Below are 23,358 nucleotides of genomic sequence, written 5' to 3'. Positions count from 1 at the left end.
GAATTTTATTATATAGTAACTGATAAATGTACAGAGTGTCATGGTTTTCATGAAGAACCCCAATGCGCAGCGGTTTGTCCGGTTGATTGTTGTGTACCAGATCCTGATAATGTGGAAGACGATGATACATTGGCTGCAAAAAAAGCATGGCTTCATGCTGAACTTTAATTTCTGTTATTGACATACGATTGACTCTTAATATTGGAGGCCTGCACGAGTAATTGTGCAGGCTTTTTTTTGCCTTAATCTTATAATTGTACATATTTAAGAATAAATTGTACTTCGGAATAATATACTGCATATTGTTAAAAAATCAGTAGAAAATTTGCTTAAAAATATTTTTGTATTTTTTCAATAAATAATATTTTATTATATATATAAATTAGTAAAAACAAATTTTTTTAAGAAAAATGTATTTTTTTTAAACATAAAATTTGGAATTAAAATATTTTTGAAGAACATTTGTAATGAAATTTAATTTCAAACAATCGCCACTTAAACCAAAGATTATTATGAGAAAATTGATTTTTACAGTATTATCGTTGTTTCTGCTAACAGCGACTCAAGCACAAGAAAGTACAACAACCACAGAAGAAAAAAAGAACCCTCTCACCTTTTCAGGCTACGTTGATACCTACTTTTTTGGCAACTTTAATAATCCAGCTTCAAGATCAAATTTAGGTGTTTCAGGCTTTGAGCGTATATTCGATCAAAAACCTGGTCAGTTCCAATTAGGTCTTGCTCAAACCAAATTAACTTACTCAACAGATAAAGTAGACGGAGTAATTGACCTTGTATTTGGTAACCATGCTGACTTAGGTAACTATGGAAATATCATCAGCCCGGTTACAGGTGCAACAAGTACTGCGCTTGCTATTAAACAAGCCTATATTACCTGGAAAGCTTCTGATAAGTTCTCTCTTACTGCTGGTCAATTCGGTACACACATCGGTTATGAAGTAATTGATGCGCCGGTAAACTTCAACTATTCACTTTCAAACCTTTTTGGTAATGGTCCCTTTTATCATACTGGTTTAAAAGCAACTGTAGCACTTTCTAGCAAAGCATCACTAACCGCAGGTTTGGTAAATGGTGTTGATACAAAAGATGATAACAACGATAAATTAGGGGTAATGGCTCAGTTCTATGTTTCTCCTGCTGAAGGCTGGAACTTATACCTGAACTGGTTAGGAAGTGATGAAGGTGTAACTGAGAAATCTTATTATTCAATTCTTGATTTAACAACCTCATACCAAATTACTGACAAATTCTTATTGGGTTTAAATGCAGCCTACGGTACTCAGGATGAAAAATCATGGGGTGGAGCGGCTCTTTATGCCCAAGTTGCCTTTACTGATAAATTTGGTTTAGGTGCTCGTTATGAGTATTTTGATAACACAAGTGGTATCCGTGGTTTAAAGAACCCTTCAAGACCTGATGCAGGTACAACTGTTAACTCATTTACTTTAACAGGTAATGTTACAATCTCTGAAAACCTTTTGTTTAAACCTGAATTCCGTTTGGATAGCTATGCTAAAGGTGTTGGAGCAGAAGGAGAGCAATTCCAGGACAGCGATGGTAAATTCACCAAAAGTTCTCAATCAACTTTTGGTGCAGCATTAATATTCAAATTCTAATATACTTCGTCAATAAACCTAAACTAAACTTATACTTTAATTTTTTGTACAACACTTAAACCCCAAACACATTATGCGTAAAAATCCTCTTCCTCTGATTATTTTGCTTGCCATAGCAATCGCAGGAGTGTTTATGCCTGCTGTGCCATCGACAATCGTAACAGATGGTATTAATGGAGCAGATACTGCTTGGATGCTTGTAAGTACGGCATTGGTTCTTATCATGACCCCCGGATTAGCTTATTTCTACGGTGGTATGGTAAACACAAAAAACGTTATTTCTACCATGTTGCAAAGCTTTATTGCCATGGGTGTAATCTCAATTCTATGGGTTACAGTAGGCTTTAGCCTTGCTTTCGGAGATACTATCGGTGGCTTTGTTGGTAATCCTTCTACGTTTTTTATGTTCAAGGGCGTTTTAGAAAGCAAGCCGTGGTCTCTGGCACCAACTATTCCGTTGGTAGTTTTCGCATTTTTCCAATTGAAATTTGCCGTTATTACACCTGCTCTTGTAACAGGGTCATTGGCAGAACGTATCAACTTTAAGTCATACGTATTGTTCATTATCCTTTTCAGCTTGTTTATCTATGCTCCTTTGGCGCACTGGACATGGCACCCTGAAGGTTTCTTATTCAAATTAGGTGTGCTTGACTTTGCAGGTGGTACTGTTGTACACATGTCGGCAGGCTGGGCTGCATTAGCAGGAGCCATTTACTTGAAACGCCGTCGTGCACACGTAGAAGGTAGTTTCTTGCCTCCGGCAAATATTCCTTATGTTCTATTAGGAACTGGTTTACTTTGGTTCGGTTGGTTTGGTTTCAATGCAGGTTCTGCATTAAGCGCAGGTACATTGGCTGCTTCTGCATTTGCAACAACAAATACGGCTGCTGCTGCTGCAGGTTTAGCATGGGTTTTATTTGATGCGGCTCGCGGTAAGAAAGTTTCAGCACTTGGCTTTTGTATCGGGGTAGTAGTTGGTTTAGTTGCCATTACTCCTGCTGCAGGTTTTGTTACTATTCCTCATTCAATATTCATTGGTGCAATTGCTTCTATCATTTCTAACTACCTTGCTCACTTAAAAACCAAAACTGCTTTGGACGATACACTTGATGTGTTCCCTTGTCATGGTGTAGGTGGTATGGTTGGTATGATTATGACAGGTATTTTTGCAAGCAAAGGTGTTAATGGTGCCGTGGTTGATGAAGGTTTATTCTTTGGTGCCTCAAAATTATTTGTGAACCATATGATTGCTCTGGTTGTAGTATCAGTGTTTGCCTTTGCTATGTCATTTGTTCTTTTGAAAGTTACAGACTTAATTCTTCCTTTACGTGTATCAGACTCAGATGAAAAATCAGGTCTTGATAAGAGCCAACACGATGAATCACTTGTTGAAGCAGGTGTAGTTGAAGAATTAGCATAAACGATATTGTTTATTTGTAACAAAATCACAATTGCGGGTTAAACCGTACTTTTATTGTGGTTTTGTTGTACTCCATAAGTTAAAATGCCCGCTATTTTAGTGGGCATTTTCTTTTTAGTAGAATGGCTTATATACACGAAAAATTGAAAAAGCGTACTCAATTTTAAGAAAGTTTGGTTTTACCTTTCAGGCTTACCTATTTACTTCTTGCATATTTAACTCTTAACCCACAGGACTCAGCGATTAGAGTATCAGAATCTAATCTGTTTATTGCCCATTCCCGGCAAGGCATGCAACTCATTTGAGGACAATCCTGTACATCTGAAAATGTAATAATATTATTTATTACTGTGAATTTATTGCCAGCCGTGCAACATTCGGCCCCGGGTTTGCCATCTCGTAGGTAATTTCCTTTGCCAGTAAATTCAATTGGAGGAATGGCAGTTATGTTGATAAAGGTATTCCAGGGACTCCAGCCATCGGCGGTTCTGTATTGTACCTGATTTGCATGATTCCATTTTCCTATCAGCTTCTCCGGAACAATTGCATCTGATTTACAAGCAGAAAGCGAGATAAAAGTAGTAAGTGTTAATAATAGTCGTATTATAATTGAGTTTTTGGTTTAAAAAGGCTTTTTAAAAGACAAAAGTTGGAAGTCATGGTTAAATTAAATGAAAAGAGGTATATGAATTTGATTTATCAATCCATATACCTCTTTTCATTTAATTATTCGTATTATCTACTTCTGAAATATTTGCTTCTTGTATCACAAACTTCTACTACCAACGTATCAGAATCCAATTGATTAATTGTCCATTTACTGCAATCTTTACATCTTACCTGAGGGCATGACTTAAACTCAGAGAATAGGATAATGTTTTCTGAAATAGTAAATTTATTACCAGCAGAGCAACAATCAGCACCTGGCTTCCCATCGCGTAAAAAATTTCCGTCGGTAGTAAATTCAATTGGAGGTAATGCGGCAAAAGTATTAATAGTCGTCCACTTTTCCCAACTACCATCTGCTGCTTTATTTTGAACCTGATAAGCCGGATTCCATATTCCGATTAGTTTTTGAGGTTGAATGGTTTTAGAATCACAGGTATCCAAGATAAATGCCAGGCTAAAGGCAACAAAAAGTAGTTTCATAGTTTCAGATATTTTTCTAAGTGATTCTTTTTCTATTGAAAACGTTGGAACTATACATAAGTTTTATTTTTACCTTAATCTCTAATCATTTATCGGTTACTATAGAAACTATCTAACTTACACAGAAAAACTCTATTTAAGTTATTCTCCGGCATTTCTTAATCCTACCCTTGGTAAAACAGGAAGACTTTCGTTGCCATCTTCGCTAACGGACTGAACAGCAAAGAAATAATTGTCTTTTGAATAAGGAAGCGTTAATTTCAAATCGGTGGTAAAAAATTTCTTTTGCCAATAAGGCATGGCTGTTTCACGCATTAAAACATAATATCCTTTCACTTTTCCTGTTTTTGAGGCTTTCCATCGCAGGTTAGTAGAGTTACCTAAGCCACGTACATCAAGAATTACATCTTCTGGCATTGATGGTGATTTAGCTAAATTGGCAAGAGTAGCTAAATTCACGGCTGTGTTTTTTCTCAGGTATTCAAAGTCCATGTGTTTGGCATAATCGCCATATTCTATTCCCTTATCTGTTCTCAAATCCTGATGCTGGTGTAAAAAGTTTTCGTTCATTTCCGAAATTCTGACGGCGGCAAAGCCTTTGTTTACAAATGGGGTATGGTCTCCACCACGAAGAAAACGGTCATTTCTGTAAATCATCACTACTTCCAGATTATCAACATATCGTTCGCCTGTTTCTTTGAAATAGCGTGCCAGTTGTCGGGCTTTGCCGTCGTTTTCAACTCCATATTGTCTGATAGCCTGAACTTTTTTATCCATTTCAAATGCAGGCAGTCCCTCGCTGAATACTCTTAAGCGGGTATTATCAATGATATTAGTCTCGTTACTATTATTGGAACCCATAATATCGTTGTTAAGAATTGCCTCTAAATTCCAGTTTTCTGCAACGGCTTTTTCGGCTAAATGATTAGCTCCTAACAATCCTTGTTCTTCACCGCTGACTGTTACAAAAACCACAGTGGCCGGAAACTTAGATTTAGCCATGATTCTGGCCAACTCTATTACGGCTACTGTGCCACTACCATCATTGGCACCTGGCGCATCTGATTCTCTGTTCATTACATCAGTCACCCGGCTGTCAATATGCCCACTTACCAGAAATACACGATTATCGTTTGGGTCAGTGCCTTTAAGTGTTGCCATCACATTGGCAATTTCAATGGGTTTATCTACCCGTTTGCCATCAGGTTGCAAAGTCCACGTATCCAGATAAGCTGTCATCCGGCCTTCTGATTGTTTGGCAAATTCCTGAAATTTACTTAAAACCCATTTTCTTGCGGCGCCTATCCCTCGTTTTGGGTCGGTTGTGGTAGATAAAGTGCTTCTTGTGCCAAAGCTCACCAGTTTATCAATATAAGCTTTCAGGGTGTCACTTGATACCTGATTGACCAATGCTTCAATTTGTGGGTCGCGGTTGATGATTTTCTGAGCAGAAATGTTTAATGAGATGCTGATGAAGCTGAATACTAATAGTCCTTTTTTCATGGATTACAATTTAGATTAGATGTTGAACAAAAATACAAAACAATTTTCAGATGCTTTGAGTCAAGATAGAAGATTTAGACATAAAGAGTTAATTTTAAAAGATATTCAGAAGAAATGGCGGAGACTTTTTATTTACTCTCAGGCTCTTATAACCTTAAAGTGTTATTGTAAAAATAAATTTTATCTGCTTCATTTGTTAAATGATTCAGTTTAGCCATTTTTTCTGCTGAAAAAGCCTAATAATAACCAACCATGACACGGGTAGCAATTTATGAAGATAATGCTCGATTGAGCGATTTGGTAGTGATGATGCTTGAAAACACCGACGGATTTTTGGTAACAGGTGTTCATCTAAACTGCCTGAATGTGCTGGACGACATTAAGCACGAAAACCCCGATGTGATTGTGATGGATATAGATATGCCCGAAGCAAATGGATTAGATGGTGTTTTAAAGGTAAAACAGACAAAAAAAGAGATAAAAGTATTAATGCACACCGTTTTTGACGATGATAAGCGTCTGTTTGAATGTCTGAAAAGAGGGGCTGACGGCTATATTTTGAAGCGAGATTCGGCGACTATGCTTATTCAGGCAATTAAAGATGTTGAAAGTGGTGGCGCTCCCATGTCTCCGGCTGTGGCCAGGCAAGTACTTCAGGCGTTTCATCAGACCGAATCTCCCAAAGAATATGACCTTACCGAGCGGGAAAGAGAGATTCTACAATTGCTTTCGTATGGTAATTCTTATAAACTTATTGCTGCTTCTACAAAGATTTCGATTGAAACGGTGCGTCGTCATCTACAACATATTTATCAGAAACTTCACGTACAATCTGCTACCGAAGCTGTTTCTAAGGCTTTTCGTGAAAAATTAGTGAAATAATAAGGCTTCTTTCTAACACCATTATGCTATTTACAAGCATAGATTTTTCTTCAACCTTTGTAGCAGAAAATTAATCCGGCTATGAAAAAAATCTTTTTGTCTCTTGACTGTAATGAAGGCAGCGAATCTAGTCCTTGCCCTTTTGTTATCAAACTTCATAGCGCATATTGAAACTAATCTTTTACCATGAAAACATTAATTATTGCATTGCTGATTACAGGCTTATTGATAGTAAGTTGTAAAAATGAAGGGAACAACCCAATAGATGATAAAGACCCATTGCCAAACGAAACCCAAAATCCAGGACAGGGACAACCCGGTATAATCGGACTTTCAGGCATTGAAGCATGGGATAAACTTTCTTCGGACGAAAAAAACAAAATAAAATCGTGGAATACCATCTTTATGCACCAGTCGGTAGGTGGAGACCTGGAAGATGGAGCCAATGCCAATGGGTTTAAGTTTGAATATTTTGACCGCAACGAGAAACCGGATAAAGGTTTAAGTGGCAATGTATTTAGCGTATCTAACGGTAACCCTATGGGAAAAATGGCAGAATTTAAAGAATTAGCTTTGGTTCATCAATCATTGGTGAAAATCGCCATTTTCAAATTCGGATATGCTGACATTAATGATGCAAACCTTGAGCAGGTTAAGTTAGCCTATAAAAAAATGGTTGATGAGCTTAGGACACAAATTCAGGGACTTAGGTTCGTACATATTACACCCCCATTGATTTATATCGTAACTAAAGATGATGGCAATGCTGCCAAGATGAAAATGGGCGAGTGGATGAAGAATACATTTAAAGACAAAGATGTAATTTTTGAATTGCAGGAAATTGAGTCAGATAATGGTACATGCAAATTAGGTAATGTATGGACCATCTGTAACCAATATCGCTCAACAACGGCCTGCCCAAGTAAGGAGCAGGGCGTTGATGCACCCGAAGGTCAAGGTCATATCTGTGAAAAAGAAGCAAAACGTATAGTGAAGGCGTTACTCTATTCTATTTATCAGGTTGGGAAATAGTTCTATAGCATCTTGTAAATTTTAATAATAAAGCCATGAAAAAAATAGTAATCTTTATCAGTTCACTTCTCTTCTTTGCAGGTTGCTCTAAAGGAGTTGACCCGGAAAATGAAACGCCTGCCTATGTGCTCACAAGTAGTGTACTTACATCAACAGGCGGTGGGTGGATAAGTAATTCTTATGCTACCAATTATGAATATAATGCTAATAATCAGTTGTTCAGGACGATTGTAAATTCTACAAGTAAAAGCTCTGGAGACGAATCTAATGGACTTTCTACTACCATTTATACCTACAACAAAGATGGCTTTGTAACCGGCTCTAAAACCGATATGACTTATTCCAGTAAAGATATGCGGGATATATCAACCACTACTACTGAGTATAGTTATCAAAAAGAAAGGTTAAGCCAGCAGATACAAAATAATACTTACGATAGAACTACATTTTCAACGGGTAAAAAAGAAGTTTCTACGTATAAAACTACTACTTCTTATATGTATGATTCCAAAGGGAATCTGACAAAAATTACAGTAGAGGGAAGCACTTCATCTAATGGCACTTATAAATCTACTACATTTTTGAGTGATGGAAAAATTACCAAAAGAACCTATCAGTCAGGCAATGGACCTGAAACAGAAAATGAAACATTCAGCAACGGATTTTTAATACAGGATAAAAACGGAACGAGTACCAACTTTTATAAATATGATGGGGTTAATCGTCTAATAAAAACAGAAAGATGGGAGTCTGGCAAACAATATTCTTACACGGCGCAGACTTTTGATTCGCAAAAATCGGTATATCTGGCTACGCCTACCAATTTTTTTAAAGGCTGGCCAAAGGCCACATCAGAGAGAGGAACTGCGTCAAACAATGTGCTTAACACCAGAATTGGTTATATACAGCCAAATGGTACTTCAAGTGAAGCAGATCATAATTACACCAATGTCTATCAGTTCAATGAAAAGGGTTTTCCTTTAAAAAAGACTTATTCAGGTAAATGGAACGCTGCCAATTATTCAGGAGAAGAAGTTTATACTTACAGGGACCTGACTGAAAAAAATAATTGAAAAAGCGGTTATTAAAAAATCAGAAACCTTAAATTATTTAAAGCCATGAACGAAGAAAAAATAGCCATAGGAGCCAGAATGAGTGTGGATCCTGAAAATATAGTACTACTGAAAGCAAATCAGAATTATACACAATTATATCTTGATAACGGCCGCATGTTGATTGTGGCCACTACCCTGAAAGTGTTGGAACAAAGGTTTCTAACAACTAATTCTTTCTACAGGCTTGACCGTGCCCATATGGTCAACCTGAGTTATATGAAAAACTACGAAGTGAATGTTGGAAAAGTAATTATGAAAAATCATCAGGAAATATCTATTTCAAGAAGACGCAGAAATGGTTTCGATTCTTTTTTAAACGAACATTATAACCCTTTTAACAAAAATTAAAATGAGAAAAATTTTACTGCTGTTTTTACTGATGCAGCAGGTACAAGCGCAGACAAATATTGCTGTACCGAGCTATTCCAGTGTTACCAATACATTTAATCCAGCTACTGGAAATATTAAGTTTTACCTGAATGGTGTAAGCCAGACATTAACTGTCGGGCATGGTGCCAATGGTGTTTGCTTTTACGGAAATAATATGTTTGTAGCCTATGACGATAATGCCAGTAGCGGCCACGGATTAATATGGTATAAAAATGTAAGCTTCTCAAGTGGCACTTTTAGTGCTGATGCTCCGGTTATTCTGGCTAATAATCAACAAACTTTTCAGGTATTTGCCGATGCGAGTGGCAATATTTATTCGGCCAATATGAATGGAACCATTACCAAGTTTATGCCCAACGCAGGTGTTTATAGCACTGCTAATACGGTTACAGTCAGGTTTTTTACAAACGGGAGTTATGTTTTGGGTGGATTGCTGATTGATAATACATCAAGTACCATCTGGGCAACCAGTTATAGTTTAAATACTGTAGCCGTTTGCAGGTTGTCAGATTTCCCGTCTTCAACATCTTATGTAACTACTTCAACACCCGCAAGTTTTATTAAACCTGTAACTGTTTCAGCAAATTATTTACAGGCACCAGAAGGCGTTATGAGAGACGAATCAGGAAATATCTGGATTTCAAATAACAATAATAACTATATTGTAAGAATCAATAGTGGTTCGGTTACTACTATTCTGAATGAAATAAATGCGGCTAATTATACTACCAAAAACCTGACCGGAGGAACAGATGCCAATACCTGGGCAGTTTCTGCTAATGGCCACCAATTGGGGGGAATGGTGTATGACAAACTTTATTCAAAGAAAATTTATGTGAATAATCAGGTAAATGGCGGGAATACATTTCAATATGAATTTTTTTCAACCAATGGTTCACCTACTTTTGCCGCTACCACTTTTGCCCAGATTTTCCCGGGAAATGGTCAATCGGCTATTATTCCGTGTGAGTTATTGCCTACTCCGGGTAATCCTACTGCCAATGGTACTACTATCAATTCCGGACAAACAGCTAACCTTACTGCTACAAATTGTGCTGCAGACCAGAGTTATTTATGGAAACAAGGAGCTACACAGGTAGCAACTACTTCAAACTTTACTACACCCGTATTGACCAGCAATACTACTTATACCGTCTATTGTGTAAGAGGAACCTGTCAGAGCCCGGGTACAAATGTAACAGTTACTGTCAATGGGGGGGCTGGTATCAGTCAGAATGCTACCATTTCGGTGGTTACACCTACCACCGGAGGAGGAACAAGAACAGATAACCGCAATTTCAGGTTTCATTTACCGTCATCGGCTCCTGATTGTAATTTACCTGTATTGTTTGTCTTTAATGGTGATGGTGGTACGCCTGCTGCCTTAGAAACCCTGACAGGTTTTAGTACATTAGCAGATGCCAATAATTTTGTTGCTGTTTATCCTGATAAGATAAGTGGACAAAGCTACTTCAGTAACCGGATTGACCAGCCAGCCTATCTAAACGGGCAGGTTGACTCAACCTTTATGCTGGCTATTATTAAGTATCTGCATACCAATTATGGTATTAACAGAAACAGAGTATATGCCACAGGTATATCAAGCGGTGCCAATATGACCTATTTCGCCTCAGCCAAACTGCCTCATGCCTTCGCTGCCTTTGCTCCGATTGCAGGATTTCCTCAAGATTATTCAGGCACAAATGTATGGCAGAATATTGTCAATAATGTCAATACGCCAAAGGTACCTGTTTTGCACATACATGGTACCGCAGATGTTACCACAGGTACACAATTTAGTAGTACTAATCTGCCAAACCCGTACCCTGCCATGCCACCAAGCAATAATAACGGTTGGATATGGCCGATGTTTCCGCTTTCCAACAAAAGTTGCAGCAATGCCCCCGGAAATTACACAGGTGCTTATTTTCAGGCAGGAAATACAACCGTTGACAAACTGACTTTTTGCCCGGGTGGTGGAGCAAACAAGGAAATTTCGATGATGATAATCCGTGGAATGGGGCATACATGGCCTACAAGTGCACAAACCGGAGGAATTAATGGCTCTGAAGCCATCTGGAATTTTGTGAAGGATTATCAGTTAACTACTTATAGTAATCCGGCTCCTGTGGTTTCACCAAGTAGTGTAACAATTAATTCAGGACAAAGTACTACCCTAACTGCCACCTGTGGTGCTGGTTATGGTACAAAATGGAATACAGGTGCAACTACTGCAGCAATTACCGTTTCACCGCTTGCTACCACTACCTACACAGCTTATTGTACATTTGGTATTAATTGCCAGTCAGCAGGAACGAACGTAACTGTAACGGTGAATAACGGTGGCGGTGTTACCCCTCCAAATATCTCTGGCAATCCGTTAAGTATTTGTGAAGGTGGCAGTAGTCGGCTTACAGCGTCAGGTTGTTTAGGCGGTACCATCACCTGGAGCACAGGGCAGACCGGAACAGCCATTTATGTATATCCAACCGTAACAACCAATTACACGGCTGTATGCACGATTTCGCCAAATACGTCTAATCCCTCAAACACAGTAACCATTACGGTAAACCCAAATCCTGAGCTAACCGTTACTTCCTCTTTACCTGTTGAAAATACATATGGGAACGATTATATTTATATACGCATGGGGCAGTCTGTTACGCTAACCGCCAATGGTTGCACTGGTAGTTTACTGTGGACTTATGGTTCTTCTACGGCTACATCAAATGCTATTGTATTGACTGCCGATGCAAGTGGCGACTTTAGTATGCTCTATATAGAGGTAACCTGTACGAATGCTTCTTTATGCACAGCCTACAAAAATTTTATTTTGCTGAACCAGTTTGCTACCAACGATACATTTACTTCGAATATTAATACACCAGTAAGTGGCAATGTAAAAGATAACGATACTGAAAGCTCACTGCCATTTCCGTATGAAGTTTCAGGGGTACAATATGGAACCGTTGTATGGCAAATGTCTATGGGCAGGCCAACAGGCGTATTAACTTATACCCCAAATAATGGTTTTACAGGTACGGATAGCCTTGTTTATCATCTGACAGATGATTTAACATTCAGTAAATCGGCGACAGTTAAATTTATAGTCGGCAGTCCTTGCGTTGAAGATTTAATCGTGTCTGGCAATGATTATCCATCTAATACTATTTCCGGTACGCTTACTTTAAGTGCTTCGAACAGTGTAACAACAGTATTAAATGTGGTTGCTCCTTCCAATCCTTCATACATCAGAACCTCGATTGCTAATAATGCGAATATTACTTTTCAGGCTGGTAAAACAATTACCTTAAATCCGGGATTTGAGACAAATACCGGGGCAGTATTTACAGCCAAAATGGGTGCTTGTACAAGTGGCACGGGTGTTCCTTATCTGACTGTGCAGGGAACCAAAATCAAGAATAAGTGCGGAACAGATTTTGTGATGCGAGGGGTGAATTTTGGCGGATACTGGCAGTATGATGTAAACAACCGTATGAATACATTGAACCGGATTAAGGAAATCAAAAAGTCAGGTACAAACACCGTTCGATTGCCGTGGAGTGCAAATACAGAATATAGCAGAGATTATAAAGTATTAGATACGTTGATAAAACATATTGTTGCCAGTAAAATGATTGTTATGGTTGAATTGCACGACTTAACTTGTGCCAATTTAACGCCTGCCAATATTCAGATTGCTACTAATTACTGGACTTCAACCAATATTTTAGCTATTCTGAAGAAGTATGAGAATTATCTGATTCTGAATATTGCTAACGAAGTCGGAAGTGATTGGCAAGGGAATACCCCTGCGGTTGTACAAAAAATGATAGATGCTTATACGCCATCAATCATTGCACTCAGAAATGCCGGACTTAAATGCCCGATTACCATTGATGCCACAGATTGTGGACAAAATATAGAAGCATTAATTAGTGCTGGACCAACCTTACTGGCGAATGACCCAGACCATAACGTAATTTTCTCAGCGCACTTATACTGGAATAATGACAATTATACAACCCGCCTGACGAATGCTGCCAACAATGCCGCAGCAGCAGGTATATGCCTGATAGTCGGAGAGTTTTCTGTAGCACAAGACTGCCCCTTAGATGCCACACCTAATGATTATGTAGCCATCATGCAGGTTTGTAATCAGAAAGGTCTGGGTTATCTGGCATGGGAGTGGGGTGGTAGTCGGCAGTACGGAAGTGGTGGCCTTTGCCCTGACGATGCAAGAGGGGTAGGCTATTCAAGATTAACTATGACAGGTTTATCAGGTATGTATGCAGATAGAGCAGGCTGGGGTTTAACAGTTGCAAACGATATACAAGCAACTTCGGTTGAATCCTGCCAGTTTAATCCTTAGAATATATTTAAAAATAAATGGTAGCATCTGATTTCAGGGCTACCATTTATTTATCATTTTGTCGGTTCAGGCGTGTACTAACTCTTCATACACTTCCTCAACTTCTACCAACATTTCGTCATTAATGTTCACCAGATTTACTTTCTTGGTTTCGTTAATCAATAATGGGTCATATTTTGCTACTACTCTTACATAGTTTTCGGTAAATCCTTGCATTAGACCATTTTCAACGTCCTCTTCAAATAACACAGAGAAGTTTTTACCAAGTTGCTGCTCATAGAAAAAGCGTCTCTTTTTATCTGACAATATATGCAACATTTTAGAGCGTTCAGCCCTTTTATTGACAGGTACCACAGGCTTTATACTTAAAGCCGTTGTATTGGGTCGTTCTGAGTACGTAAAAACGTGCAGATAACTGATGTCAAGGTCGTTGAGAAACTGATACGTAGTCAGAAATTCTTCATCAGTTTCACCCGGATGCCCTACAATTACATCAACACCAATGCAGCAGTCGGGCATTAATTCTTTAATTTTTGCCACTCTGTCAGCATACAATTCTCGTTTGTATCTCCGGCGCATCAACCCTAAAACCTTGTTAGAGCCTGATTGTAGTGGAATATGAAAATGAGGCACAAATCTTTTAGATTGAGCCACAAACGCAATAATCTCGTCTGTCAAAAGATTAGGCTCTATGCTCGAAATCCTGAATCTTTCAATGCCTTCTACCTTGTCAAGCGCTTTAACTAATTCAAGGAAGGTCTCTTTACGTTCATCGCCCTGCAAGCCGAAATCTCCGATATTAACTCCTGTCAATACAATTTCTTTTACACCGCTTTCAGCAATTTCGTAGGCAGCCTTTACTACATTATGAATGGTGTCAGAGCGACTTTTGCCTCTTGCTAAAGGAATTGTGCAGTAAGCACAAGGATAATCACAGCCATCCTGCACTTTCAGGAATGTGCGGGTACGGTCGTTTAATGAGTATGAGGTATGATAATCAATAGCCTCTTCAATTTTTGAATTATAAACCTTTTCCTCCGGTTGTTTAGGCTCTTTTACAAAGTCGCCTATAATATCGAGTAGTCTGAATTTTTCTGCTGCACCCAGCACCGCATCAACTCCCTCAATCTCTGAAATTTCCTTCGGTTTTAGCTGAGCGTAACAACCAATAATAGCAACGTAGCCATCAGGATTGATTTTGTTGGCTTCCTTGACAATTTTCTTACACTTCTTGTCTGCATTTTCAGTGACAGAGCAAGTATTAATTATAAAAATATCAGGTTGTTGATTAAACTCTACTTTTTTATATCCTCTCTCTTCAAACATACGCCCGATAGTGGAGGTTTCAGAATAATTTAACTTACAACCTAATGTATAAAAGGCTACTTTTTTCATAAAAACTAATTTCAAGGTGCAAATTTAATGAAATTTAATAGATTTGCCCTTATTCCATTGAAAACCAGTGTTATTAATATTAAAAACAATACCATTTTATGCTAAAAAGTTCAAGACTTGATTTTCTGAAAATAAAAGAATCCTCTATTCATAAATTTAATGAGACCCGCTTTACCTATAATGTGATGAAATACATTACCGGACATGCGCTTACAACAGAAGAAGCCATTCAAAGATATTTAAGATATACCGAAGACCCTGTTTTTGGTAATTATTTTGTGATTGATAATAGTACGCAAAAAGTGATAGGTATTATCAAATTTGTAGAGGAGCATCCGGGTGAGATTGAAATAGGCTATAGTCTTTTTGAAGAATACTGGGGAAAAGGCTATGCCACCGAAATGGCCGAAGCAATGGTTGCCTATGCACTGGAACAGTTGAAACCTCAGAAAATTATCGGATACGTTGATAGTAGAAATCCTGCCTCACAGAAAATTCTTGAAAAAATGGGTTTAGTTCGGCAAAGTCAGGAAAGAGAAAAAGAGGGAAACATTATTTATTTCTATTCAAGAACTATAAGCTAAGAAACTGTTTAATTCAATAAGATTAACTTAAACAGTTTCTAAAAAACAAAAACCTCATAACAGTGTCATGAGGCTTTGTAAACAAAATATTATTCGAAAAAATCTTAAACCTCTGCTGTTTTTACGGTTTTGATGATACGAGCAGCTACTTTGTAAGGATCTGCTGCTGAGTTTGGACGACGGTCTTCTAACCAGCCTTTCCAACCTTTCTGAACCGCTGCAATCGGGATACGGATTGAAGCACCACGGTCAGAAACACCGTAAGAGAATTTGTCAATTGATTGCGTTTCGTGCTTACCTGTTAAACGAAGGTGGTTATCAGCACCGTAAACCGCAATATGTTCTTTCACGAATGGAGCGAACGCCTGACAGATAATATCGTAAGTTTCTTTTTTGCCTGCTGTTCTCAAAATAGTGTTTGAGAAGTTAGCATGCATACCAGAACCATTCCAGTCTGTTGCACCTAATGGTTTACAATGCCAGTTGATAGCAACATTATATTTTTCACCTAATCTTTCTAAGAAATAACGTGCAATCCAGGTTTCATCACCTGCTTGTTTTGCACCTTTAGCAAATACCTGGAATTCCCATTGACCAGCAGCAACCTCAGCATTGATACCTTCAACGTTTAAGCCTGCCTGTAAACAGATTTCAAGGTGTTCTTCGATAATTTCACGACCAAATGCATTGTTTGCACCTACTGAACAATAGTATTGTCCTTGTGGAGCAGGGTAACCATTTGCAGGGAAACCAAGTGGTTTATTAGTTTCAGGATTCCACAAGAAATATTCTTGTTCAAAACCAAACCAGAAATCATTGTCATCATCTTCAATGGTAGCGCGGCCGTTTGATTCATGAGGAGTACCGTCTGCATTTAATACTTCACACATTACTAAGTATCCTGTTCCTAAACGAGTTGGATCCGGGCAAATATAAACAGGTTTCAATAAACAGTCAGATGAACCACCAGGAGCTTGTTCTGTAGATGAACCATCAAAAGACCACATATCACAATCTTCCAATTTACCGCTGAAATTTTTTTCTATTTTGGTTTTGCTGCGAAGGCTTTGAGTTGGTTTGTATCCATCAAGCCAAATGTACTCTAATTTAGCTACTGCCATTGTTGTAATTTTTTAATATGTTTCGGTTATTAATCAAAGAATATGATACAAATATATAAGCAAAAAACAATATAAGATTCTTTAAATAGTAATTATTTTAGTTAAAAATTTCATTTTCTTTAAAAAATGCAATTTATTATCGAAATAGAAAAACTGCACTTTCATTAGTAACTACTATCTAATCTTATTTTAATTCAAAGTTATAAAAAAGTAAGCAATAGGCTACATTTTGAAACCTTATTTTTTGTAAATATGAAAAAATATTTATGAATTAACGAAGAATTGCACTAATAATTGCGAAAATTGTATTTTTAGTTGATTTGATTTTTCCAAGAAATAAAATTTAATTTCTCAAGCAGATGATGAGTATAAATAACTACGGTATCTCATTAGTTTTTTGACTGTTTTAAAAGCTTTTCATAATGATTTTCCCAATATGAGCTAATAATTAGCTATTTGGATTTTAAGAAAAAAGACAATCAAATAAAAATTATTTAGACCTGTTCCAAATAATACCTAATTATATTTGGATTTATTCTAAACTACATATACTTTTGTATTGAAAATTTTTATCGTTAAATGGGTCAAGTAGAAATGGAGTGTCAACCAATGATTGAATCTTCAAAAGTAGAGTTATACAGAACTAATAAAGGCCAGGCTTTTCAATGTAATCTGACAAACAGAATCTTCCTTGAATTCGGAGGGATTACTACAGCTTTTAAGGTTCATAATTTTATTAATTTCAAAAGACTAATAGACAATATAAATATTATAGATAAACTCTACGATTTATCTGACGATGCTGATTTCGATATTATTGAAGCTCCTAATTCAAATCAGACTTTTACACTACATCTTTGCGACCTCATTCATTTAAGAGAATTATTATCGGGTGCTAAATTTGCCCTATATGTAAATACATTCCTGAATGAAGTATTAGGCGAGTACGAGGTGATTTAAGCCTATTTATATTTAGAATATCTCTAAATTTTGCCCTTCCAAACCACATTTTGAACAAAAATCTATAATGGTTTGTAGTATTGTTATACATTTGAAAAAAATAATACTATACATATGAAAGATTTAGTAAGACTTCGCACCTCTTTAAAAGAAGAAATAGAAACTGCATTGAATGGTCAGATAAAAATGGAAGCAGAGGCTTCTGCCAAATATTTATCAATGGCTTCATGGTGTGAGCGTAATGGTTACCTGAAAAGTGCTGCTTATTTATACAAACAATCGGACGAAGAACGGGAGCACATGCTCAAAATATTCCACTATATTGCAGCAGCAGGTGGTACAGCAATCAGTCCGGAAGTAGGAACGCCGCAATTAGAGTGGGGTACTTTCCAAAGCGTTTTTGAAGATGCACTTCAAAGCGAAATCAATGTAACACATGCCATTAATAAATTAGTAACCAAAACACGCAATGCAGAAGACTATGCCACAGAAAATTTCCTGCAATGGTTTGTGAAAGAGCAAGTAGAAGAAGAAGCAAATGCTCGTCGTGCCGTTGAATTATTTGACGTTATAGGAAAAGAAGGTACTGGATTATTTGTGATAGACAAAGAAATTGGTAAAATTGGTAGTGGTGAAATAGAATAGTTTATAACTTACGATATTGAAAGCACGGGCTACAACTCGTGCTTTTTTGTTTTAATTGTAAATATAGAGTAATGATATTGTCTAATGTTTGGATATTAATTGGTTAAAAAATCTAAATTAAAATATATAATTAGATTTTTTACCTAATAATTGTTTTTTATTTAGATAAAACATTCTACATTTGTGCTGTCTTCGCAATACCTTTCAATCGGGTTGACGGTTTTTGTTTAATTAAAATTGAGCAAATTAAAAAAGGAATCGTGTGCAAATCACGAACAGACGTGCTACTGTAAATGAATGTTTTTAAAGAACAGGTTTTGTCAGTAAAGTCCATTGTTTTGAAAAATGAGAAGGACGACAGAGCAATATTCATAAGTCAGGAGACTTGCCGTTAATCTTAATGACTATGCCTTCACGAATAGGGCTCTGGTCAAGCATTGATTTTATAGAAATAATTTAGATCTTGAGCTATCAGAAAATGGCCCGATTGGCATCGCTTTGCTATTTCTATAAAGATTCTCTTGCCAAAAGAGAATATTGGTGGGTTCGGGGTATAAATAACCTTTAACAAATCAATCAAAAATGCGCACTCAGAATTTAGGTTACCCACGTATTGGTATCAAGCGTGAATTAAAAAAAGCGTCAGAATCTTTTTGGGTTGGTAAAGCAACACAGGCTGAACTATTAGAAACGGCAGCACAAATTAGATTAAAAAACTGGCAGACCCAAAAAGAAGCAGGAATTGACCTGATTCCATCAAACGATTTTTCATTATACGACCAGGTATTAGATATGTCATTAATGCTTGGGGCAATTCCGGCTCGCTATCAGGCTCTGCAGAACGACGAATTAGGTCTTTATTTTGCTATGGCTCGTGGCGTACAAAAAGACGGGATTGACATTAGTGCTATGGAAATGACGAAGTGGTTTGATACAAATTATCACTACATTGTTCCTGAGTTTGTCAAAGACCAACAATTTAGATATTTCTTAAAAAAGGCAATAAATCAGTTTTCAGAGGCAAAATCGGCAGGGATTGTAACCAAACCTGTATTTATCGGGCCTGTTACCTATTTGTTATCAGGTAAAGAGAAGGAAACAGGTTTCAATAGAATAGACTTATTAGACAAATTACTTCCGGTTTATGTAGAAGTGTTAAAAGAACTTTCTGTTGCCGGTGCCGAATGGATTCAATTAGATGAACCGTTTTTAGTAATGGATTTAAATGCTGATGAACAGATTGCTTATCAGAAAGCTTATCAGTTCATTAGAAATGCCCTTCCTAAGCAGAAATTCATTATTGCCACTTATTTTGAAGATTTAGACGAAAATACCAAGTTAGCCGTTTCTTTACCTGTTGATTGTCTGCATATTGATTTAGTTAGAGCTCCGCAACAATTAAACTCCTTTTTGGAAAATCCGTCTTTCAGAAAATCTGATAAAATTCTTTCTCTTGGTGTTGTAGATGGTCGGAATGTATGGAAAAATGATTTTACAAAATCTTTAAATACTATTGTAAAAGCTACCAAAGTACTTGGAAAAGAGAAAGTATGGATTGCACCTTCCTGCTCTTTGTTGCATGCACCATGTGATTTAGATTTAGAGAAAGATGAAGAAACTTTGCCTGCCGAAATAAAAAACTGGCTGGCTTTTGCTAAACAAAAGTTATCAGAAGTGGTAACACTGGCCAAACTGTCAGATTCAACAACCAATAAAAAATACCTTTCACAGCTAACCGAAAATCAATTAGCTATTGAACAAAGAAAAGTATCTGCTAAAATACATAAACCGCATGTGGGTGAAAGGGTTAAATCATTGCATGATACTGATTTTAACAGACTCAATGATTTTGAAGTGAGACAGGAAACACAAGCAAAAGCATTGAAATTGCCAGCCTTCCCAACCACTACTATCGGCTCATTCCCACAGACTACTGAAATCAGACAGCTAAGAGCCAGATTAAAGAAAGGAGAGTTGACAGAAGAAACGTACAATCAGTTGATAGAATCAGAAATAGAGAAATCTGTTCGTTGGCAGGAGGAATTAGGGATAGATGTATTGGTACATGGCGAATTTGAGCGCAATGATATGGTTGAATACTTTGGTGAAAAATTATCCGGCTATGTATTTACACAAAATGGTTGGGTACAAAGTTATGGAAGCCGTTGTGTAAAACCTCCCATCATTTATGGTGACATAGAACGTCCGGAGGCCATGACAGTGAAATGGTCAGCTCTGGCACAGTCAAAAACCAATAAATTAATGAAGGGTATGTTAACAGGCCCTGTAACTATCTTGCAATGGTCTTTTGTTAGAGACGACCAGCCTCGTTCTGAAACCGCTTTTCAGATTGGGTTAGCTATTCGAGATGAAGTACAGGCTTTAGAGAAAGCAGGGATAAAAGTAATTCAGATAGATGAACCAGCAATCAGAGAAGGTTTACCGTTAAGAAAATCAAAATGGGATGAATACCTACGTTGGGCTGTAAATGCTTTTAGACTAAGTGCATCGGGTGTAAATGATGAAACACAAATCCATACCCATATGTGTTATTCAGAGTTTAATGACATTATTGAGCATATTGCTGCGATGGATGCAGACGTAATTACCATTGAAACTTCCCGTTCGCAAATGGAATTATTGAAAGCATTTGCCGATTTTAAATATCCGAACGAGATTGGGCCGGGGGTTTATGATATTCACTCTCCAAGAATCCCAAGTACAGAAGAAATGGTAATATTGCTTGAAAAAGCATTAGAAGTAATTCCTGCAAGAAACATTTGGGTAAATCCTGATTGCGGGCTTAAAACCAGAGGTTGGCACGAAACTGATGAGGCTTTAAAAAATATGATTGCAGCAGCAAGGTTTATCAGAAAATCAGTTCAGATAAACTCATAAACAGAATGGGTAGGTAGCACCTACCCATTACTTATTCTTCTTCCTCTAATATATATTTATCGAAAAATCTTTCAGCCTTTCTGGTTGTTACCTCTCCAAGCCAGAAATTCTCCGGCTGAAAACTTACGATCGGGGCATGGTCGCAGTTATCAGAGCAATCCATTTTTATGAGTACTACATCTCCTTTTAAATGGTTTTCTTTGATTTTTTCTTTAAAAACCTTACGAACATCTTTGCTGTATTTACCACATTTACTCCCATCACAAACGAAAATAACGTGGCTGGGTGTCTCAATTTTGCTCATTGCTATTTATCTAAATAATCCTGAAACATTCTCTGCATTAGCGCCTTACCCAAATCAATATCATGTGTACTAATAGACCCATTCAATTGAATCATTTTTTTGCCTACATTGTCAAAAACTAATTCCTGTTTTGGTTGTATAAAACCAAATCCATTATTAAACGAAAAGAACGCCCAAGGTTTTGTTTTAGGGTCAAAAATATTTTTGCTCCAGTTGTATGCATACGAATTCAGACCGACCTGATTGAGCAGTGTAGATGAAATGTCAATCTGCGAGGCAATCTTGGGTATTTCAAGCCCTTGATTAGCCAATGCGCCTCCTAACCAAAGCATTGGAATTGTAAAGTCTTCAACTTTTTTTCCGGTTTCTGGTATTCTATGACCGTGGTCGGCTACTATTATTACCAACGTATTTGGCCACCAAGATTGTTTTTTTGCCGAATCGATAAAATCGCCTAACGATTGGTCTGTATAATACATGGCATTCATGAACTTTGAATGTTCGTCGTCCCCCTCAAATTTATCCGGAATCGGAATTTCAAAGGGTTCATGGCTGCTCAAAGTCATAATTGTTGAAAAAAATGGCTGATTTACCTTTGTGTGGTCAGCCAAAAACCTTTTAAAAACTATATCATCATGCGCACCCCATTTCGAAGTCCAGTATTGTGAGTCAAAATCCTGTTTACTGACAATCTTCTGGAAATCTGACGAAAACAAATAAGATTTTATATTCGCAAACTCCACTTCTCCACCATAATAGAAATCAGTAGAATACGAATTGTTTTCAAAATCCTTACTTAAAACGGGTAATTTGGCTGATTTGTTTGGTTCAGTAATAATAGAAGCAGTTGGCTGGGCAGGATAACCACTTAAAATAGCCGGAATTCCCTTATCTGTTCTATCTCCACTGGCATACATGTTGGAGAAATAAATGCCTTCTTTTTTCAGTTCATTAAACCTTGGTGTTATTTCAAGCCCATTAATCTTTCTTTCAGTTACTTTTCTGGTAAAACTCTCCCATATAATTATTAGTACATTGGGTTTCTTAACATCGGCTCTTAATACTTTATTAGTGATGTTTGAAGTTTCGTATAATTCTTTAATATTGTTGCTCAATTCTTCTTTGGGCAAATACGTATAAGGATTTACCTTATCATAAGAGCCATTGACCAATGAACTAAAGAAGTTCCAGGTTGGATTGACTGCTGCTATATTGGCAAAATTATTAGTTGAAAAGTAAACAGTACTCTGATTCATTGGCGAAATTCCGGTACTGCCTCTTATGGGGATAATCAATGCCAGCGTAATCAAAATGGACACAGGAATAAAAGGGATATTGTCTATATAGTTCCAGTTATCAATGTTTTTAGTGATAATTCTATAAACTATTAAAGAAGCAACAATCAATAATATCAGAAAACTAATAAACAGCTGAAAAAGGGGCGAGGAACTAACTGATGCCCACGCCTCGCGTGGTGTTTTGAGATAGCGTAAGGGCGTAGCATCTAAATGGTAGCCCCAGGTATTGAACACCTGTAAATCAATAACAATTATAAGATTGGCAATTAATACCAGAAGAAACGTATAGGTGAAAATCCAGTTTTCGAGTCTGCTTTTTTTGATAAAATTCGAAAATGAAACTAATAAAAAAGGAATAACGGAAAGATAACCGGCCATTGAAAAATCCATTCTGATGCCATTCCAGAAAATTCCCCATATGGTTTGCAGTGTCAATAACTTTGTGTCTTCAATATGATAACCTAAAAATATTACTCTGGCAACCAGAAAAAAAATTACCCAAAAACCATAATAAATAAGTAAAAATTGTAAGCGTTCTTTCATTGAATCGGTTTAGTAAAATTAGAATCAGTTATGGTTATGGTTTAACCCTAACTAAATTTGAACAAAATTGCCTTAGAAGAACGTTGAAGCCATATTTTATTACTTAATCA

Annotated in this window: 18 protein-coding genes and 1 riboswitch; of the genes, 12 read left to right on the top strand and 6 right to left on the bottom strand. The window is 37.1% G+C overall.

All coding sequences use genetic code 11. The annotated features are described in order from the left end of the window. The 3 genes from EWM59_RS28345 to EWM59_RS03245 all read left to right on the top strand — a co-directional run. The coding region (locus EWM59_RS28345; RefSeq protein ID WP_510186005.1) for a 4Fe-4S dicluster domain-containing protein at positions 1-168 on the top strand (168 nt) is incomplete at its 5' end. A gap of 344 nt (positions 169-512) precedes the next feature. After that, entirely contained in the window at positions 513-1,637 is a 1,125-nt protein-coding gene (locus tag EWM59_RS03250; RefSeq protein WP_130019511.1) for a porin, read from the top strand. Positions 1,638-1,710: 73 nt separating this feature from the next. Then, the gene (locus tag EWM59_RS03245; RefSeq protein ID WP_374755935.1) at positions 1,711-3,057 is read left to right on the top strand and encodes an ammonium transporter; all 1,347 of its coding nucleotides are present in this window, start codon (positions 1,711-1,713) and stop codon (positions 3,055-3,057) included. Between the two features lie 735 nt (positions 3,058-3,792). Here the strand turns inward: EWM59_RS03245 and EWM59_RS03240 are convergent. Together EWM59_RS03240 and EWM59_RS03235 are read right to left on the bottom strand one after the other, a co-directional pair. Then, positions 3,793-4,206 carry a hypothetical protein gene (locus EWM59_RS03240; protein WP_130019509.1) on the bottom strand — a complete coding sequence of 138 codons (414 nt, stop codon included), beginning with the start codon at positions 4,204-4,206 and terminating at the stop codon, positions 3,793-3,795. Between the two features lie 141 nt (positions 4,207-4,347). Beyond that, complete coding sequence (locus tag EWM59_RS03235) at positions 4,348-5,709, bottom strand: M28 family peptidase (RefSeq protein WP_130019508.1); 1,362 nt, start codon at positions 5,707-5,709, stop codon at positions 4,348-4,350. 252 nt (positions 5,710-5,961) lie between these two features. On the opposite strand from EWM59_RS03235, the gene EWM59_RS03230 reads away from it, so the two are divergent. The 5 genes from EWM59_RS03230 to EWM59_RS03210 all read left to right on the top strand — a co-directional run bounded on the left by EWM59_RS03230 (position 5,962) and on the right by EWM59_RS03210 (position 13,500). Further along, positions 5,962-6,591 (top strand): response regulator, encoded by a 630-nt coding sequence (locus EWM59_RS03230; protein WP_130019507.1) that lies wholly within the window; start codon positions 5,962-5,964, stop codon positions 6,589-6,591. A 186-nt stretch (positions 6,592-6,777) separates the two neighbouring features. Continuing rightward, a complete protein-coding gene (locus EWM59_RS03225; RefSeq protein WP_130019506.1) occupies positions 6,778-7,623 on the top strand; it encodes a hypothetical protein in 846 nt (281 codons plus the stop codon). A 35-nt stretch (positions 7,624-7,658) separates the two neighbouring features. After that, positions 7,659-8,696: a putative periplasmic lipoprotein gene (locus EWM59_RS03220; RefSeq protein ID WP_130019505.1), complete on the top strand. Its 1,038-nt coding sequence runs from the start codon at positions 7,659-7,661 to the stop codon at positions 8,694-8,696. Between the two features lie 45 nt (positions 8,697-8,741). Then, positions 8,742-9,086: a LytTR family DNA-binding domain-containing protein gene (locus EWM59_RS03215; protein ID WP_130019504.1), complete on the top strand. Its 345-nt coding sequence runs from the start codon at positions 8,742-8,744 to the stop codon at positions 9,084-9,086. Between the two features lies 1 nt (position 9,087). After that, positions 9,088-13,500, top strand: coding sequence for a 3-coathanger stack domain-containing protein (locus EWM59_RS03210; RefSeq protein ID WP_130019503.1), 4,413 nt, complete (start codon positions 9,088-9,090; stop codon positions 13,498-13,500). Between the two features lie 66 nt (positions 13,501-13,566). Here the strand turns inward: EWM59_RS03210 and mtaB are convergent, their stop codons facing one another. Further along, complete coding sequence (mtaB, locus tag EWM59_RS03205; protein ID WP_130019502.1) at positions 13,567-14,895, bottom strand: tRNA (N(6)-L-threonylcarbamoyladenosine(37)-C(2))-methylthiotransferase MtaB; 1,329 nt, start codon at positions 14,893-14,895, stop codon at positions 13,567-13,569. Between the two features lie 98 nt (positions 14,896-14,993). On the opposite strand from mtaB, the gene EWM59_RS03200 reads away from it, so the two are divergent. Then, positions 14,994-15,479, top strand: coding sequence for a GNAT family N-acetyltransferase (locus tag EWM59_RS03200; RefSeq protein WP_130019501.1), 486 nt, complete (start codon positions 14,994-14,996; stop codon positions 15,477-15,479). Positions 15,480-15,583: 104 nt separating this feature from the next. On the opposite strand, the gene EWM59_RS03195 is transcribed toward EWM59_RS03200, so the two are convergent. After that, the gene (locus EWM59_RS03195) at positions 15,584-16,600 is read right to left on the bottom strand and encodes a glutamine synthetase beta-grasp domain-containing protein (protein ID WP_130019500.1); all 1,017 of its coding nucleotides are present in this window, start codon (positions 16,598-16,600) and stop codon (positions 15,584-15,586) included. A 579-nt stretch (positions 16,601-17,179) separates the two neighbouring features. Here EWM59_RS03195 and EWM59_RS03190 point away from each other — a divergent pair. The 3 genes from EWM59_RS03190 to metE all read left to right on the top strand — a co-directional run bounded on the left by EWM59_RS03190 (position 17,180) and on the right by metE (position 21,103). Continuing rightward, positions 17,180-17,560 (top strand): hypothetical protein, encoded by a 381-nt coding sequence (locus tag EWM59_RS03190; protein WP_130019499.1) that lies wholly within the window; start codon positions 17,180-17,182, stop codon positions 17,558-17,560. Positions 17,561-17,674: 114 nt separating this feature from the next. After that, entirely contained in the window at positions 17,675-18,205 is a 531-nt protein-coding gene (locus tag EWM59_RS03185; RefSeq protein ID WP_130019498.1) for a ferritin, read from the top strand. A gap of 200 nt (positions 18,206-18,405) precedes the next feature. Continuing rightward, positions 18,406-18,612, top strand: a riboswitch (cobalamin riboswitch). A 175-nt stretch (positions 18,613-18,787) separates the two neighbouring features. Then, the gene (gene metE / locus EWM59_RS03180) at positions 18,788-21,103 is read left to right on the top strand and encodes a 5-methyltetrahydropteroyltriglutamate--homocysteine S-methyltransferase (RefSeq protein WP_130019497.1); all 2,316 of its coding nucleotides are present in this window, start codon (positions 18,788-18,790) and stop codon (positions 21,101-21,103) included. A gap of 31 nt (positions 21,104-21,134) precedes the next feature. On the opposite strand, the gene EWM59_RS03175 is transcribed toward metE, so the two are convergent. Then, entirely contained in the window at positions 21,135-21,407 is a 273-nt protein-coding gene (locus tag EWM59_RS03175) for a (2Fe-2S) ferredoxin domain-containing protein (RefSeq protein ID WP_130019496.1), read from the bottom strand. A gap of 2 nt (positions 21,408-21,409) precedes the next feature. Beyond that, positions 21,410-23,248 carry an LTA synthase family protein gene (locus EWM59_RS03170; protein WP_130019495.1) on the bottom strand — a complete coding sequence of 613 codons (1,839 nt, stop codon included), beginning with the start codon at positions 23,246-23,248 and terminating at the stop codon, positions 21,410-21,412. Positions 23,249-23,358 lie beyond the last annotated feature (110 nt).

Origin of the sequence: Emticicia agri (genome assembly GCF_004168285.1) — a bacterium.
GTDB classification, from domain to species: Bacteria; Bacteroidota; Bacteroidia; order Cytophagales; family Spirosomataceae; genus Emticicia; species Emticicia agri.
The sequence above is the reverse complement of the archived record's forward strand: the minus strand, read 5'-3'. Positions and strand labels throughout refer to the sequence as shown.